At 63.1% G+C, this 15,452-nt stretch carries 17 protein-coding genes; 16 read left to right on the plus strand and 1 reads right to left on the minus strand.

The window, feature by feature from the left end:
* Window positions 1-93 precede the first annotated feature (93 nt).
* The gene (locus AC4FS3_RS00005; RefSeq protein ID WP_283176883.1) at window positions 94-285 is read left to right on the plus strand and encodes a CsbD family protein; all 192 of its coding nucleotides are present in this window, start codon (window positions 94-96) and stop codon (window positions 283-285) included.
* Window positions 286-404: 119 nt separating this feature from the next.
* On the opposite strand, the gene AC4FS3_RS00010 is transcribed toward AC4FS3_RS00005, so the two are convergent.
* On the minus strand, window positions 405-1,154 hold the full coding sequence (locus tag AC4FS3_RS00010) for a sulfite exporter TauE/SafE family protein (RefSeq protein ID WP_283176882.1): 750 nt from the start codon (window positions 1,152-1,154) through the stop codon (window positions 405-407).
* A gap of 162 nt (window positions 1,155-1,316) precedes the next feature.
* On the opposite strand from AC4FS3_RS00010, the gene mdh reads away from it, so the two are divergent.
* From mdh to AC4FS3_RS00085, 15 genes are all read left to right on the plus strand, one after another.
* The gene (gene mdh / locus AC4FS3_RS00015; protein WP_198836073.1) at window positions 1,317-2,279 is read left to right on the plus strand and encodes a malate dehydrogenase; all 963 of its coding nucleotides are present in this window, start codon (window positions 1,317-1,319) and stop codon (window positions 2,277-2,279) included.
* 109 nt (window positions 2,280-2,388) lie between these two features.
* Window positions 2,389-3,015, plus strand: a complete 627-nt coding sequence (locus tag AC4FS3_RS00020) for a trimeric intracellular cation channel family protein (protein ID WP_491018823.1) — start codon at window positions 2,389-2,391, stop codon at window positions 3,013-3,015.
* A 74-nt stretch (window positions 3,016-3,089) separates the two neighbouring features.
* Window positions 3,090-3,251, plus strand: coding sequence for a hypothetical protein (locus tag AC4FS3_RS00025; protein ID WP_491018824.1), 162 nt, complete (start codon window positions 3,090-3,092; stop codon window positions 3,249-3,251).
* Between the two features lie 87 nt (window positions 3,252-3,338).
* Entirely contained in the window at window positions 3,339-4,574 is a 1,236-nt protein-coding gene (gene pepT / locus AC4FS3_RS00030; protein WP_491018825.1) for a peptidase T, read from the plus strand.
* Window positions 4,571-5,251, plus strand: coding sequence for a class I SAM-dependent methyltransferase (locus AC4FS3_RS00035; protein WP_491018826.1), 681 nt, complete (start codon window positions 4,571-4,573; stop codon window positions 5,249-5,251). The genes pepT and AC4FS3_RS00035 overlap by 4 nt, the downstream gene beginning before the upstream one ends.
* 221 nt (window positions 5,252-5,472) lie before the next feature.
* Window positions 5,473-6,666, plus strand: coding sequence for a hypothetical protein (locus AC4FS3_RS00040; RefSeq protein WP_491018827.1), 1,194 nt, complete (start codon window positions 5,473-5,475; stop codon window positions 6,664-6,666).
* Between the two features lie 230 nt (window positions 6,667-6,896).
* Complete coding sequence (sucC, locus tag AC4FS3_RS00045; RefSeq protein ID WP_092901045.1) at window positions 6,897-8,090, plus strand: ADP-forming succinate--CoA ligase subunit beta; 1,194 nt, start codon at window positions 6,897-6,899, stop codon at window positions 8,088-8,090.
* Between the two features lie 159 nt (window positions 8,091-8,249).
* Window positions 8,250-8,762: a hypothetical protein gene (locus AC4FS3_RS00050; protein ID WP_491018828.1), complete on the plus strand. Its 513-nt coding sequence runs from the start codon at window positions 8,250-8,252 to the stop codon at window positions 8,760-8,762.
* 53 nt (window positions 8,763-8,815) lie between these two features.
* Window positions 8,816-9,085 (plus strand): hypothetical protein, encoded by a 270-nt coding sequence (locus tag AC4FS3_RS00055; RefSeq protein WP_283176874.1) that lies wholly within the window; start codon window positions 8,816-8,818, stop codon window positions 9,083-9,085.
* 97 nt (window positions 9,086-9,182) lie between these two features.
* Entirely contained in the window at window positions 9,183-10,067 is an 885-nt protein-coding gene (sucD, locus tag AC4FS3_RS00060) for a succinate--CoA ligase subunit alpha (RefSeq protein ID WP_198836081.1), read from the plus strand.
* A 2-nt stretch (window positions 10,068-10,069) separates the two neighbouring features.
* The gene (locus AC4FS3_RS00065; RefSeq protein WP_491018829.1) at window positions 10,070-10,435 is read left to right on the plus strand and encodes a DUF805 domain-containing protein; all 366 of its coding nucleotides are present in this window, start codon (window positions 10,070-10,072) and stop codon (window positions 10,433-10,435) included.
* Window positions 10,432-13,395 carry a 2-oxoglutarate dehydrogenase E1 component gene (locus tag AC4FS3_RS00070; protein ID WP_491018830.1) on the plus strand — a complete coding sequence of 988 codons (2,964 nt, stop codon included), beginning with the start codon at window positions 10,432-10,434 and terminating at the stop codon, window positions 13,393-13,395. The genes AC4FS3_RS00065 and AC4FS3_RS00070 overlap by 4 nt, the downstream gene beginning before the upstream one ends.
* 83 nt (window positions 13,396-13,478) lie before the next feature.
* Entirely contained in the window at window positions 13,479-14,696 is a 1,218-nt protein-coding gene (odhB, locus tag AC4FS3_RS00075; RefSeq protein ID WP_491018831.1) for a 2-oxoglutarate dehydrogenase complex dihydrolipoyllysine-residue succinyltransferase, read from the plus strand.
* Window positions 14,697-14,811: 115 nt separating this feature from the next.
* Window positions 14,812-15,030, plus strand: coding sequence for a hypothetical protein (locus AC4FS3_RS00080; protein WP_283176872.1), 219 nt, complete (start codon window positions 14,812-14,814; stop codon window positions 15,028-15,030).
* A complete protein-coding gene (locus tag AC4FS3_RS00085; RefSeq protein ID WP_283176871.1) occupies window positions 15,030-15,434 on the plus strand; it encodes an MAPEG family protein in 405 nt (134 codons plus the stop codon). The genes AC4FS3_RS00080 and AC4FS3_RS00085 overlap by 1 nt, the downstream gene beginning before the upstream one ends.
* Window positions 15,435-15,452: the final 18 nt, after the last annotated feature.

Here is a 15,452-nt window from a genome sequence, read left to right on the forward strand (position 1 = left end):
CGCTCTCTCCTCAGGTTTTTGACCGTGGTCCGGAAGACCATAGCGCAGGTGGGTGAGGAGCCGTCCACACCAGCACAGTCAAAGGAGTTCATTATGAGCAGCACCGGTGACAAGATCAAAGGTCTCACCAATGAAGCGGTGGGGAATGTGAAACAGGCCGTGGGCAAGGCAACCGGCAATGACCGGCTGCGGGCCGATGGGGCGGCCCAGGAATTGAAAGGCGAAGCGCAGCAGGCGCTTGGCAAGACGAAAGACGCGGTGAAGAAGGCGGTCGACAAGGCCTGACCTGGCGGACAGGCCCCGACTGATACGGGCTCCGATCTGATACGGGCTCCGATACGCGCAAAAACACAGGGTCGCCGTCTGGCGGCCCTGCTTCCGTTGCGGGCATCACATTCTGCAGCTCAGAAGATCCCGCGCGCGCCGTCCCAGAGCAGTTTCAGCGAGATCAGCAGCAGCGACCAGGTCACGATGCGGAAAAAGGCCTTTGCAGGCAATATCCTGACCAGCCATACCCCGACAAAGACCGAGGCCACTGCCGGCGCCATCAGCAACGCAGAAATCCTGAGATTGGCCGGGTTCAGCTGGCCCAGCAGCCCGTAGGGAATCAGCTTCACCGCATTGATCACCGCGAACCCGATGGTCGAGGTGCCGGCAAACACCGCCTTTTCCAGCCGCAAGGGCAGGGTATAGACCTGCCAGGGCGGCGCGCCGGAATGGCTGACAAAGCTGGTGATGCCGGTGATCAGGCCCCAGAACAGCCCGGGCCCCGGCTTTGGCTCCCGCGGCGGGCCATCGGCCGGACGGCGCAGCAGCAGATTAAGGCTGAAGACAAGCCCGATCGCCCCGATCAGCGCTGTCACTGCCGCCTCCGGCACCAGCGAGGCCGTCAGCCCGCCAACCGCGATCCCCGCAATCGCACCGGGCAGCAGATAAAGCAGCACCTTGCGGTCAAAGGCATGGCGATAGGCCCAGAGCCCGAACATGTCCGAGACCACATAGACCGGCAGCAGGATCCCCGCCGCCAGCACCGGAGAGATCTGCAGCGCCATCACCGGCACCGCCAGAATCCCGATCGCCGGCAACCCGCCCTTTGACAGCCCGACCAGCGCTGCGGCAATCACCGCAAGCAGCCAGAACCCTGGTTCTTCCATCCTGAGACCCCGTTACCGCTAACCCGACCGCTACTCCCGCGACGTGGCAGACGGAAGCGCAGATTTTTCGGCATACGATGGCATACTGCCAATCGGAGCCGCTGGACAGATGCCCCTTAAGGGACTACGCCTCCCGCGACCCCAGCAACGGAGACCATCCCAATGGCACGACCCAGGATTGCCCTTATCGGTGCAGGCCAGATCGGCGGCACGCTCGCCCATCTCGTCGCCACCAAGGAACTCGGCGACGTTATCCTGTTCGACATCGCTGAAGGCACCCCTCAGGGCAAAGCACTTGATCTGGCACAATGCGGCCCGGTCGCAGGCTTTGACGTGGCGCTTAAGGGCGCGAATTCCTACGAAGATATTGCCGGCGCCGATGTCTGCATCGTCACCGCAGGCGTGCCGCGCAAGCCCGGCATGTCGCGCGATGACCTGCTGGGCATCAACCTCAAGGTCATGAAATCGGTCGGCGAAGGCATCGCCAAATACGCCCCGAACGCTTTCGTGATCTGCATCACCAACCCGCTTGACGCGATGGTCTGGGCCCTGCGCGAATTCTCGGGCCTGCCGCATGAGAAAGTCGTCGGCATGGCGGGCGTCCTTGATTCGGCACGCTTCCGCCACTTCCTCTCGCTCGAGTTCAACGTCTCGATGCGCGACGTTTCGGCCTTCGTGCTGGGCGGCCATGGTGACACGATGGTGCCGCTGACCCGCTATTCGACCGTGGCCGGCATCCCGCTCCCCGATCTGGTCGCCATGGGCTGGACCACGCAGGAAAAGCTCGACGCCATCGTGCAGCGCACCCGTGACGGCGGCGCCGAAATCGTCGGCCTGCTGAAAACCGGCTCGGCCTTCTACGCACCCGCCACCTCGGCGATCGAGATGGCCGAAGCCTATCTGAAAGATCAGAAACGCGTCCTGCCGGCCGCGGCCTTTGTCAAAGGCGCCTATGGTCTCGACGGGATCTATGTCGGCGTGCCGACCGTGATCGGTGCCGGCGGCATCGAGAAAGTGGTCGAAATCAAGCTGAACGCGGATGAGCAGGCGATGCTCGACAAATCCATCGACGCGGTCAAAGGTCTCGTGACCGCCTGCAAGGGCATCGATCCCTCGCTGAACTGAGGTTCTTCACCAGTGACTCCACCCGCGCGCGTCTCCTCACCGGGGCGCGCGCTTTTCTTTATGCGGGCATCAGGCCAGGATCATCGGCAAGGCAAAGGCGGAGACAGCGATGAACTGGATGGCGGCGGATTACGCCTCGCTCCTGTGGTGGCTCGATATGACCGGCACTTATGTCTTCGGCCTGTCCGGAGGCATGCTGGCCGTACGCCGCCAGCTTGATCTTTTCGGGGTGATCGTGCTGGCCACCGCCGCCGCCACCGCAGGCGGCGCGATCCGCGATATGGCCATCGGCGACCAGCCGGCCGCGGTGCTGCGCGACCCGTCCTACCTCATGGTGACCCTCATCGCGGGGCTGACGGCCTTCTTCTTCCACCGCCTGATCGAGCGCGCCTCGAAACCGGTGATGCTGCTGGACGCGATTGGCCTTGGCACCTTCACTGTAGCGGGCACCCAGAAAGCCCTGATTTTCGGCCTCCCCCCCGCAAGCGCCTGCATGATCGGCGTGCTGACCGCAGTCGGAGGCGGCGTAATACGCGACCTGCTGGTGACCGAGATCCCCCGCGTGCTGCGCGAAGATATCTACGCGGTCGCCGCCATTATCGGCGCGGGCCTCGTGATTCTTGGCGATCATCTCGGCTGGCCGCCTTTGATCACCACCGCCCTGGCCCTGACCGCCACCTTCGCCATCCGTGTCCTGTCGGTGTGGCTCGGCCTCAGGATCCCGCGCGCGCGCTGACCCTCGGACGCCTCCAGCCTCTTGCCCCGCCGCCCCCTTTGCGTCATGCCACATAAAACGACAAGGAGCCCGCCATGGACTATTCCAAATCCGGCAATCCCAAAAACGCCAAAGACATCCAGCATGCCCTCGACCTGCCCCGTCGCGGCGCCCCGAAAGACAAGGCCGCAGCCGAAAAGAAGGCTGCCCTGCTTGAGCGGATGAAATCCGCCGCCGCCGCCCGCAAAAAAACCTGAAATTTCATCTGTCCCTAAATATCCCGGGGGAGGCTGCCAGAGGCAGACGGGGGCAGCGCCCCCACCCGGCCAGATCCAGGCACCCGCATGTCCAGCCTTATCACCGAGCTTGAACACCGCCTGACCCGCTACTGTGCCATCGACAGCCAGAGCGATCCGGCCAGTCCCTCGCAGCCCTCGACCGCCATCCAGCTGAACATGGCCCGGCTTCTTCAGGCCGAACTCGCAGAGATCGGCGCAACCGATATCCGCGTCACCGAATATGGCGCCGTACTGGCGACGATTCCGGCCACCGCCCCCGGCCCGGTGATCGCCTTCCTCGCCCATATGGACACCGCCCCCCAGTTCAACGCGACCGGGGTAAAACCGCGCGTCATCCGGGGCTATAATGGCGGCGAGATCACCTTCCCCGACAATCCGGCGCTGATCCTCTCGCCCGAGACATCGTCCGGTCTCGCCACACGCCAGGGTCATGACATCGTTACCGCCTCGGGCACCACGCTGCTTGGCGCCGATGACAAGGCCGGCATCGCCATCATCATGGCCGCCGCCCGCCGCCTGATTGCAGATAGACCCGCACATCCCCAGATCCGCCTCGCCTTCACCCCCGATGAAGAGATCGGCCGCGGCGTCGATCCGCGCCTGCCGAAAGACATCGGCGCCGATTTCGCCTTCACCTTCGATGGCGCCAATCCCGGCGAGATCGAATATGAAAGCTTCTCGGCCGATGGCGCCGAAATCACGATCAAGGGCGTCTCAATCCACCCCGGCTGGGCCAAAGGTAAGATGGTCAATGCAATCCATCTCGCGGCAAAGCTGATCTCCTTCCTGCCGCAGGCGACCATGCAGCCCGAGGTAACCGAAGGCCGTGAGGGCTTCATCCACGCGGTCGGAATGACCGGCGGCTCCTCGGAAATGGTGATCCATTTCATCCTGCGTGATTTCGAACTTGACGGGCTGAAGGCCAAAGGCGAGATGCTGGCCCGCGCCTGCGAGGCCCTCGCGCTGACCGAGCCCCGCGCGGAAATCACCTGTAAAATCAGCCCGCAATACCGCAATATGCGCTACTGGCTCGAGACCGACATGACGCCTGTCGATCTCGCCCGCGCCGCCGCCCGCGATATCGGCCTTGATCCGGTCTCGGTCCCCATCCGGGGCGGCACCGATGGCTCGCGCCTGACCGAGTTTGGCCTGCCCTGCCCCAATCTCTTCACTGGCATGCAGGAAATCCACGGGCCGCGCGAATGGGTCAGCCTCCAGGACATGGCGCAGGCCGTCGCCCTGATGCAGGGCATCGCAACCCGCGCCGCCACCGGCACATGACCCTCGCCTCGCCCTATCTGAAGCCAGGCTTCTACGAGGATGCGCTGACGCGTGGCAAACACCGCGACATAGTTGGCGGCCGCTGGGAAGAAACCGCGCTGCATCAGATGCAGGTGATCCTTGATGAAGGGCTCACGCGGCAGGATCATTTCCTCGATATCGGCTGCGGCTGCCTGAGACTTGGTCATATCCTGGTGCCCTGGCTCGACCCCGGCCATTACTGGGGCACCGATGCCTCCCGTGCGCTGATGTTGCGCGGCCTTGCGGACGAGCTCACGCCCGAAGCCCGATCGCGCCTGCCCGAAGAACAGCTGATTGAGGACAATTCTTTCCGCTTCCCGGGCCTGCCGGAAACCATCACCTTCGCGCTGTGCTGGGGCGTCTTTACCCATCTGCCCGCCGCCCCCCTGCTGCCTGCGCTGAAAAACCTGCGCCATCGCTTCCCCGCGCTGCGCAAGCTCATGCTGACCGTCTTCCTCGCCCCCGCAGATCACACCGGCCCCTTCCGCCAGCGCGACGGCGTGGTAACCCATCCAAACCGCCCGCCCTGGCATCGCAGCAGCGCCGATATCGCAGCAGATGCTGAGGCAGCTGGTTTCTCGATCCGCTGGCGGGAAGACTTGTTGCCCCGCGGCCAGGCCCTCGCAGTGCTCGCCCCCGCCGCTCCTGACATCTGAGGAAGCCTCCGGCGGGGATATTTAAGGACAGATGAAATCGGCACTCTCTCTTCACCTTTTCATCTGTCCTTAAATATCCCCGGGGTGAGCGGCATAGCCGCGAGGGGGCAGGCCCCCTCTCTTTCGACCGTTGGGAATTCCGCACCCCGGGTGGCCTGCAGCGCCTCTTGACCGCCCTCTCCCCCCTCCGCATCCTTTTCACCGCAATACCGGAGGTCCCCATGCGCCGCTTTCTTTGTGCCACCCTGCTTTCGCTGATGCCTGGCCTCGCCTTTGCCGGGCCGCTCGATCTGTCGCATGAGATCCGCGAAAAGGGGATCCAGGCCACGCAATCCCGGCTTGCGGCGCTGAACGCGCCGACCGGGGAAGAGGCCTTTGCGCTGGCCGGGCTGCGGTTCCTTGGCGCCGTCGAGCAGGCGCTGCAACTCCGGTGGCAGGTGGGGCTCGAGGCGGACTGGTCCGAGCTTCCGATCCTGCGCCTCCCGATCCCGCCCAACCCGGAGGCGCGTGAGATCCGGGGCCAGGACATCACCACCCTGATCGCTGGTATCACCACGGGAATGGATGAGGCCCGCGCAGCCCTTGGCCAGGTCGGGAGCCGCGATTTCGGGCTCGAGATCGACCTCGCCGATCTGTGGTTCGACATCAACGCGAATGGCCAGCGCGATCCGGGCGAAGCCATTGCGGATGTCGCGGTGGAAGCGCTCGGCCTGTGGGGCATGGCCCCCGAAGCCGGCCAGATCGTCATCCGTTTCGATGGTTCCGACACCGCCTGGCTTACGGCCTATACGCATCTGATTTCCGGGACGGCCACGGTCTTCCAGGCCTATGACCCCGGTCCGGCCACCGATCGCATCCTGCAATCGACCCGCGACATGCATGCACTTTGGGGGGACACCCCGCCGCCCAATGCCTGGGATATGATGTTCGGCAATCAGGTGGACCGGGTCACGATCATCCTTCAGGCCCTGGCCCAGGAGCCCGATGCCGCCCTTGCCGCCAAAGCCCATGGCCATTTCCTCGCGATGATTGAAGAGAACCGCCGCTTCTGGACTCTCGTCGAGGCTGAGACCGACAATGACCGCGAATGGATCCCGAATGAGAAGCAGCTCTCGGCGCTTGGGCTGCAGCTGCCGCCGGGCACCGCCGCACAATGGCAGGCGGTGCTGGCCGATGCCGAAAAGCTCCTGAAAGGTGAGATCCTGATGCCGCATTGGCGCTATGGGGCCGAGGCCGGGATCAGCCTGAAAAAGCTGTTCGAGGCGCCGCCGAAGGTGGATCTGATCGGGATGATCCAGGGCGAAGCGCTGCTGCCCTATGCTGAGAAAGGCGTGGTGATGTCGGGCCAGGCCTGGTCGGATTTTGAGCGGCTGATGCAGGGCGATGCCGTACTTTTCGCGGTGCTGTTCAACTGATGCCGCTAATACGAATCACGCGGCCTGCGACTCTGTCACGCCCTTGATTCCCGACAGTTGCAACAAATGTGATCACGGCTGAAATTCTGTGATCACAGCCAGAAAATTCGTGATCACAAAGCGCGGATTTTCGCCTTATATCCCGGATGCGGGGCGGATAGGATTGGCCAGGCCGGATGATCCGTGCCAGAACTGCGCCAGATCATCACCGAATACGGGAATACGGCCCCATGAACATCCACGAATATCAGGCCAAGGCGCTTCTCCGGTCCTATGGCATCCCGGTTTCCGATGGGCGTGTCGTCCTGAAAGCGGAAGACGCCAAAACCGCCGCAGGCGAGCTGGACGGGCCGCTCTGGGTCGTAAAGTCGCAGATCCATGCCGGCGGTCGCGGCAAGGGCAAATTCGTGGAGCCGGAAGCCGGTGACAAGGGCGGTGTGCGCCTCGCGAAATCGGTGGAAGAAGCCGCTGAATTCGCGCGTCAGATGCTCGGACGCACGCTGGTCACGATTCAGACCGGCCCGGCCGGCAAACAGGTCAACCGCATCTATATCGAAGACGGTTCCGACATCGAGCGCGAGCTGTATCTTGCGCTGCTGATCGACCGCCAGACCTCGCGCATTTCGATCGTGGCCTCGACCGAAGGCGGCATGGATATCGAAGAGGTCGCGCATTCGACGCCCGAGAAAATCCACACCATCACCGTCGATCCGGCCACCGGACTGCAGGATTTTCACGGCCGCCGCGTCGCTTTCGCGCTTGGCCTGAAGGGCGCGCAGGTCAAGCAGGCCGTCGGCATCGTGAAGAACCTCTATAAGCTCTTCATCGACAAAGACATGGACATGCTCGAGATCAACCCGCTGGTTGTGATGACCGACGGCAATCTCAAGTTGCTTGATGCCAAGATGGGCTTTGACGGCAATGCGATCTACCGCCATGCCGATATCGCCGCGTTGCGCGACGAATCCGAGGAAGATCCGAAGGAACTCGAAGCGTCGAAATTCGATCTGAACTATATCGCGCTCGATGGGGAAATCGGCTGCATGGTGAATGGCGCAGGCCTTGCCATGGCGACGATGGACATCATCAAGCTTTACGGCGCGGAACCGGCGAACTTCCTTGATGTCGGCGGCGGCGCCACCAAAGAGAAAGTGACCGAGGCTTTCAAGATCATCACCTCTGACCCGAACGTCAAAGGCATCCTTGTGAACATCTTCGGCGGCATCATGCGCTGCGACATCATCGCCGAGGGCGTGATTGCGGCGGTGAAAGAGGTCGGGCTGAAGGTGCCGCTGGTGGTTCGTCTTGAAGGCACCAATGTCGATCTTGGCAAGAAGATCATCAATGACAGCGGTCTCAATGTGATCGCTGCCGACGATCTGTCGGATGCCGCAGAAAAGATCGTCAAGGCGGTCAAGGGCTGATCCCGATGCGCGTGATGGCCCGAAACCTTGCCCTTTGCGCCGCAGTCTGCGCCAGCACCCCGGCTTTCGCCGGGGCCATGCTGATCGCCGGTTTCGACAAGGCGGGCCGGGAACGGCAGGACCAAGAGCCATAATCGACCTGGAGGAATGAGCCGCGCCATGATCCGCTGTCTTCTGGCTTTCACACTGCTTTTCGCCCCGGTGGCCCGGCCTGCACTGGCCGGGAACGCAGCACCCGCTGCGGCGCTCGCGACCGCGCAGGGCGAGGATCTTTTGCAGGCCGCCTATGCCACCTGTCTGTCGCTTGGCGGCGCCGGCAATCAGGCGACCGAAGCGTTCCGGGCCGCAGGCTGGGATGTCGAAACCGATGACGAGGCCGGTTTCTCTGAAATCGCCGGCCCCGAGGAAATTTACGCCCTGACCTGGAGCGATGGCGGCTATTGCCTCGTGCAATCGGAAACCATCGGCTCTGACCGGGCGGCGGCGCTTTTGTCAGGGGTCATCGCGGCGGCGGGGCAGACGGCGGTGGAAGAAACCGGCGAAGACGGTTGTCTCTCGTTCGATCTGCAGAATGACGGCCTGCGGGCAGAAGTCACCTCTTCGGGCAATGACCCCACCTGTACGTCCGCAGACACCAGTGGCGTGAGTTTCATGTGGGCCCAGACCGATTAGTGGCCCTCCGGGTCAGGACCCGCAGAATGAGTTTACAGTAAGGAAGCAATCAGATGCGCATCAGACTGACCGTGCCTGCTCTCGTTCTTCTGTCCGCCCTTGCGGCGTGCAGCGGCGGTTACGCGACGCCGGAGAACGACCCCATTACTGTCTGCCAGGAGCAGGCAGAGATGGCAAAGGCGGGCCGTGTCGACGGGCGCGAGATCATCATCACCTGCCCGACCCGCGACAGCCGCACGGCCACACGCAACAGCTATGATGCGAAATACGACATGTATCAGGCGGGTAATGCCGCCATGATCGCGGTCGGCACCGCAAAGTAATCCCGGCCTGAGGCAGGCCGGGCAAAAGCGAAGAACATGCGTCATCCTGGTCCGTCCAGGCCGACATCTGCAAAAAGTTACCTTCAAGGAGGCCCGGATGGCCGTTCTGATCAACAATACCACCAAGGTCATCTGCCAGGGCATCACCGGCTCGCAGGGCACCTTCCACACCGAGCAGGCGATTGCCTATGGCACGAAAATGGTCGGCGGTGTGACCCCGGGCAAAGGTGGTTCAAGCCACCTTGGTCTGCCGGTCTTCGACTCGGTCCATGATGCGGTCGAAAAGACCGGCGCCGATGCGACCGTGATCTATGTGCCGCCGCCCTTCGCAGCGGATTCGATCCTCGAAGCGATCGATGCCGAGATCCCGCTGATCGTGGCGATCACCGAGGGCATCCCGGTTCTCGACATGATGAAGGTCAAGCGCGCGCTGATTAACTCGAAATCGCGCCTGATCGGGCCGAACTGCCCTGGCGTCATGACGCCCTCGCAATGCAAAATCGGCATCATGCCCGGGAATATCTTCTCGGTCGGCTCGGTCGGTGTTGTTTCGCGCTCGGGCACGCTTACCTATGAAGCAGTGAAGCAGACCACCGATGTGGGCCTTGGCCAGTCTTCGGCTGTCGGCATCGGCGGCGACCCGATCAAGGGCACCGAGCATCTTGACGTTTTGGAAATGTTCCTCGCGGATCCTGAGACCCATTCGATCATCATGATCGGCGAAATCGGTGGTTCCGCCGAAGAGGAAGCTGCGCAATTCCTGGCGGATGAGAAGAAAAAGGGCCGCTGGAAGCCGACCGCTGGCTTCATCGCCGGCCGCACCGCCCCTCCCGGGCGCCGCATGGGTCATGCCGGTGCGATCGTCGCAGGCGGCAAAGGTGACGCGGAATCGAAAATCGAGGCCATGCTGAGCGCAGGCATCGTGGTGGCAGACAGCCCCGCGACGCTGGGCGAGGCTGTGCTGAAAGCAATCAAGGGCTGATCATGCGACTGGCGCAGGCCATAAAGACCAGCTTCCTGCGGTCTTTCCGGTTTTCGGGGCGGGCTTCCCGCTCCGAATGGCGGGTGTTCCTGTTGCCCGGCCTCGCAATGCCCGTAACTGCATTCGCGCTTCTGCACGGCACTGTCCCCGATATCACTCTGCCGCAAAGCCTGGGCCTTGCGGCATTGACGCTTTTGCCGATTGCAGCCGTCTCGGCCCGCAGGCTGGCCGACAGCGATACCAATCCCGTCGATATCCATCCGCCAACCGGGCTTCTCGCCGGCGCCTCTCTCTTCGGGCATATGGCGCTGCCATCCTCGCCCGGTCCCAACCGTTACGGTCCCAACTCCTCCGAGGTCCAGTCATGACCGACCAGTCCCCCACCGCCGCTTTCAATGCCTCGTCTTTCATGGACGGGGCCAATGCCGATTACATCGACCAGCTTCAGGCGCGCTATGCTGCTGATCCGAATTCGGTCGATGCCGCCTGGGCAGAATTCTTCCGCGCGCTTGGTGACAGCGAGGCGGATGCGAGAAAGGCCGCCGCCGGCCCGTCCTGGGTCCGCGCCGACTGGCCGCCGCAGCCGGTGGACGATCTGACCGCCGCACTGACCGGCGAATGGCCGCTGTCTCAGGCGAAAGACGCGAAAGCTGCGGGATCGAAAATCGCGGCCAAGGCGCAGGATCAGGGCGTCAATCTGACCGAGGCGCAGCTGCAACGCGCCGTGATCGATTCCATCCGCGCGCTGATGATCATCCGCGCCTACCGGATCCGCGGCCACCTCGCCGCCGATCTCGATCCGCTGAACATGCGCGATGAGAGCAACCACCCGGAGCTTGATCCGGCATCTTATGGCTTTTCCGAAGCGGATCTCGACCGGCCGATCTTCCTTGATAATGTGCTCGGCCTGACCCATGCCTCGATGCGCCAGATCACCGATATCCTGAAGCGCACCTATTGCGGCACATTTGCGCTGCAATACATGCATATCTCGAACCCCGAGGAAGCCTCCTGGCTGAAAGAGCGGATCGAGGGGTATGGCAAGGAAATCGCTTTCACCCGTGAAGGCCGCCGCGCGATCCTCAACAAGCTCGTCGAGGCCGAGGGCTATGAGAAATTCCTCCATGTGAAATACATGGGCACCAAGCGCTTCGGCCTTGATGGCGGCGAGGCGCTGATCCCGGCGATGGAGCAGATCTTCAAACGCGGCGGTCAGCTGGGCGTCAAGGATATCGTCATCGGCATGCCTCACCGGGGCCGGCTGAACATCCTGGCAAACGTGCTGGCGAAACCCTACCGCGCCATTTTCAACGAATTCCAGGGTGGCAGCTTTAAGCCCGAGGATGTCGATGGCTCGGGCGATGTGAAATACCATCTCGGCGCCTCGTCGGACCGCACCTTTGACGGCAATACCGTCCACGTCTCGCTGACCGCGAACCCCTCGCACCTCGAGGCGGTGAACCCCGTCGTCCTCGGCAAGGTCCGCGCGAAACAGGACCAGCTGAACGACGTGGCCGAGCGTGTGGCCGTGCTGCCGATCCTCCTGCACGGCGACGCGGCTTTCGCGGGCCAGGGCGTGGTGGCGGAATGTCTGCAATTGTCGGGCATCCGGGGCCACCGCACCGGCGGCTGTATCCATATCATCGTGAACAACCAGATCGGGTTTACGACCGCGCCGCATTTCTCGCGCACCTCGCCCTATCCGACCGATATCGCGCTGATGGTCGAAGCACCGATCTTCCACGTGAACGGGGATGATCCCGAGGCCGTGGTCCATGCCGCGCGCATCGCGACCGAATTCCGCCAGAAGTTCCACAAGGACGTGGTTCTGGACATCTTCTGCTACCGCCGCTTTGGTCACAACGAAGGCGACGAGCCGATGTTCACCAACCCGGCGATGTATAAAAACATCCGCAAGCAAAAGACCACGCTGCAGCTTTATACCGAGCGTCTGGTGAAAGACGGCCTCATCCCTGAGGGTGAGATCGAGGATATGAAAGCCGCCTTCCAGGCCCATCTGAATGAGGAATTCGAGGCCGGTAAGGAATATAAGCCCAACAAGGCCGACTGGCTGGACGGGCGCTGGAAGTCCATGAGCCGGCCTGGCGCCGACAATTACCAGCGCGGCGAGACCTGGATCAAACCCGAGACCTTCCAGGAAATCGGCATCGCGCTGACGCGCCTGCCCGACGGCTTTGACGCCCATAAGACGATCACCCGCCTGTTCGAGGCCAAGAAGAAGATGTTCGAGACCGGCGAGGGCTTTGACTGGGCCACCGCCGAGGCGCTGGCCTTCGGCTCGCTTCAGGTCGAGGGCTTCCCGGTCCGTCTCTCGGGCCAGGACTGCACCCGCGGCACCTTCTCGCAGCGCCATTCCGGCATTGTCGACCAGTCGACCGAAGAGCGTTACTATCCGCTGAACCATATCCGCGCCGGCCAGGCCCGCTACGAGGTCATCGATTCGATGCTCTCGGAATATGCGGTCCTGGGCTTTGAATATGGCTACTCGCTGTCAGAGCCGAACGCCCTGACGCTCTGGGAAGCGCAATTCGGCGATTTCGCCAATGGCGCGCAGATCATGTTCGACCAGTTCGTGAACTCGGGCGAGAGCAAATGGCTGCGGATGTCGGGTCTTGTGGTTCTCTTGCCGCATGGCTTCGAAGGCCAAGGGCCGGAACACTCTTCCGCGCGTCTGGAACGCTTCCTCCAGCTCTCGGCCGAGGAAAACTGGATCGTGGCGAACTGCACCACGCCCGCGAACTATTTCCACATCCTGCGCCGCCAGCTGCACCGCGATTTCCGCAAGCCGCTGATCCTGATGACGCCGAAATCCTTGCTGCGCCACCCGATGGCGATCTCGAACGCTGAAGATTTCACCGATGGCTCGACCTTCCATCGCGTCCTCTGGGATGATGCGCAGAAGGGCAATTCGGAAACGAAACTGCAGGCCGATGACAAGATCCGCCGCGTGGTGATCTCTTCGGGCAAGGTCTATTACGACCTGCTCGCGGAACGCGATGCGCGCGGTCTCGATGACGTCTACCTGCTGCGCCTGGAACAGATCTACCCGGTCCCGACCGTGGCCCTGCAGATCGAACTGGCGCGTTTCGCCAATGCCGATTTCGTCTGGTGCCAGGAAGAGCCGAAGAACCAGGGCGCCTGGTCTTTCATCGAGCCGGAGCTGGAGCAGCTGCTGACCCGCGTGCGCGGCACCACCACCCGCCCGGCCTATGCGGGCCGCGTGGCCTCGGCCTCGCCCGCGACTGGCCTGGCGTCCCGCCACAAAGCCGAACAGACCGCCCTGGTTGCTGCGGCGCTTGCTGACTGAATTTCCTCCCGCGCGGGTCGCGCGCGGGGAAATCGAAATCTGACTGATGCCCGCCAGACCAAGGGGGCTAAGGAGTTGAGAAGATGACTGACGTAATGGTCCCCGCACTCGGCGAATCCGTGTCCGAGGCAACCGTTTCCACCTGGTTCAAAAAGGTCGGTGACACGGTGGCCCAGGACGAGATGCTTTGCGAACTCGAAACCGACAAGGTTTCGGTCGAGGTCCCCTCGCCCGTCGCCGGCGTTCTGGTCGAGATCATCGCCCAGGAAGGCGAGACCGTCGCCGCCAATGCGCGTCTCGCGATCGTAAGCGAAGGTGCCGCCGGCGCCGCCTCTGCAGCCCCCGCTGCCAAAGCCGAGGCCCCGAAAGCCGCGCCCGCCCCGGCAGGCAAGGATGTCGAAGACGCGCCCTCGGCCAAGAAAGCCATGGCCGAAGCCGGGCTCACCCGTGACCAGGTCCAGGCTTCCGGCAAGGATGGCCGGGTGATGAAGGAAGACGTGGCGCGTGCCGTGGCCGGTGCCCCGGGCGCTGCGGCCGCTGCTGTCGCGCCTGCGCCTGCGCCCGCCGCGATCCCACGCGCGCCTGTGCCTGCCGATGACGCCGCGCGCGAAGAGCGCGTCAAGATGACCCGCCTGCGCCAGACCATCGCGCGCCGGTTGAAAGACGCACAGAACACCGCCGCCATGCTGACCACCTATAATGAGGTGGATATGTCGGGGATCATGCAGCTGCGGAACGAATATAAGGACCAGTTCGAGAAGAAGCACGGCGTCAAGCTCGGATTCATGTCCTTCTTCGTCAAGGCCTGCACCCATGCCCTGAAAGAAGTGCCCGAGGTCAATGCCGAGATCGACGGCACCGATGTCGTCTATAAAAACTACGTTCATATGGGCGTGGCGGTCGGGACGCCGACGGGCCTTGTCGTGCCGGTGGTGCGTGACGCCGATCAGATGGGCTTTGCCGCGATCGAGAAGAAGATCGCCGAGCTTGGTCTGCGCGCCCGGGACGGCAAGCTGACCATGGCGGAAATGCAGGGCGGCTCTTTCACCATCTCGAATGGCGGTGTCTACGGCTCGCTGATGTCCTCGCCGATTCTGAACCCGCCGCAATCCGGGATCCTCGGCATGCACAAGATCCAGGATCGCCCGGTCGTCGTGGGCGGCCAGATCGTGATCCGCCCGATGATGTATCTGGCGCTTTCCTATGATCACCGCATCGTCGACGGCAAAGGCGCCGTGACCTTCCTCGTCCGCGTCAAAGAGGCGCTGGAAGACCCGCGCCGTCTGCTTATGGATCTCTGATCCGGGCCAGGCACCGCATAATCCTCTCGCGGCGGGCGGAACCGATCCTGGCTCTGCCCGCTATACCTGAGCACGTTCGGCACAATGCCGTCATTTTCGGGAATGGAGATCAAGAATGGAACAAGTCCTCGTCCGCACCGGCCTTGCAAGCTTTTCCGGGCATGACCCTGCCTTCGGCGATACCGGGCTGACCCAGCTGCAGATCTGGGCCGGCAGCGATGGCGGCCGCCTTTTCCTGTTTTCGGTCAATGATCCCACCGCCGCCCGTGAATGGCTCAAGGCGCAACAGGCGCTTGGGCATATCACCTCGGCAGAATTCATCAGGACAGCATGATGGCACCCGAGCTCAGCGCCCTGACATGTGCCGTGCTGCTGCAGGTTGTGGCCATCGGCATTGCCGGGGCGCAGATGAACCGTGAACTCGGGCCACGCTACAATGCCGGCCCGCGCGATCAGACGGTAGACATGTCGCCGCGCCTGGGACGGTTGCGCCGCGCCGTCACAAACGGCTTCGAAGGGCTGGCGATGTTCGCGCCGCTGGTGCTGATCCTGGTGCTGGCGGGCAAGACCTCGTCCCTTACCGCCACCGCCGCCTGGATCTATGTCGCGGCCCGCGTGCTCTATATCCCGGCCTACGGGCTTGGCCTTGCCCCCTGGCGCTCGCTCATCTGGCTGGCCGGCCTGATCGCCACACTTACGCTCGCCGGGGTCGCCCTGTTCGGCCCAGGCCCTTTGTGAAAGCGCATCCATGCAGGA

The sequence above is a fragment of the Pseudogemmobacter sp. TB195 genome (genome assembly GCF_058313095.1).

Bases quoted from the DNA above. Each gene is read 5' to 3' on its own strand.
- AC4FS3_RS00055 (WP_283176874.1), top strand. From the start codon at position 8,816: ATGCGCATCAGACTGACCGTGCCTGCTCTCGTTCTTCTGTCCGCCCTT.
- odhB (WP_491018831.1), top strand. From the start codon at position 13,479: ATGACTGACGTAATGGTCCCCGCACTCGGCGAATCCGTGTCCGAGGCA.
- sucD (WP_198836081.1), top strand. From the start codon at position 9,183: ATGGCCGTTCTGATCAACAATACCACCAAGGTCATCTGCCAGGGCATC.
- AC4FS3_RS00050 (WP_491018828.1), top strand. From the start codon at position 8,250: ATGATCCGCTGTCTTCTGGCTTTCACACTGCTTTTCGCCCCGGTGGCC.
- AC4FS3_RS00020 (WP_491018823.1), top strand. From the start codon at position 2,389: ATGAACTGGATGGCGGCGGATTACGCCTCGCTCCTGTGGTGGCTCGAT.
- AC4FS3_RS00080 (WP_283176872.1), top strand. From the start codon at position 14,812: ATGGAACAAGTCCTCGTCCGCACCGGCCTTGCAAGCTTTTCCGGGCAT.
- AC4FS3_RS00040 (WP_491018827.1), top strand. From the start codon at position 5,473: ATGCGCCGCTTTCTTTGTGCCACCCTGCTTTCGCTGATGCCTGGCCTC.
- AC4FS3_RS00010 (WP_283176882.1), bottom strand. From the start codon at position 1,154: ATGGAAGAACCAGGGTTCTGGCTGCTTGCGGTGATTGCCGCAGCGCTG.
- mdh (WP_198836073.1), top strand. From the start codon at position 1,317: ATGGCACGACCCAGGATTGCCCTTATCGGTGCAGGCCAGATCGGCGGC.
- AC4FS3_RS00070 (WP_491018830.1), top strand. From the start codon at position 10,432: ATGACCGACCAGTCCCCCACCGCCGCTTTCAATGCCTCGTCTTTCATG.
- AC4FS3_RS00065 (WP_491018829.1), top strand. From the start codon at position 10,070: ATGCGACTGGCGCAGGCCATAAAGACCAGCTTCCTGCGGTCTTTCCGG.
- sucC (WP_092901045.1), top strand. From the start codon at position 6,897: ATGAACATCCACGAATATCAGGCCAAGGCGCTTCTCCGGTCCTATGGC.
- AC4FS3_RS00005 (WP_283176883.1), top strand. From the start codon at position 94: ATGAGCAGCACCGGTGACAAGATCAAAGGTCTCACCAATGAAGCGGTG.
- AC4FS3_RS00035 (WP_491018826.1), top strand. From the start codon at position 4,571: ATGACCCTCGCCTCGCCCTATCTGAAGCCAGGCTTCTACGAGGATGCG.
- AC4FS3_RS00085 (WP_283176871.1), top strand. From the start codon at position 15,030: ATGGCACCCGAGCTCAGCGCCCTGACATGTGCCGTGCTGCTGCAGGTT.
- AC4FS3_RS00025 (WP_491018824.1), top strand. From the start codon at position 3,090: ATGGACTATTCCAAATCCGGCAATCCCAAAAACGCCAAAGACATCCAG.
- pepT (WP_491018825.1), top strand. From the start codon at position 3,339: ATGTCCAGCCTTATCACCGAGCTTGAACACCGCCTGACCCGCTACTGT.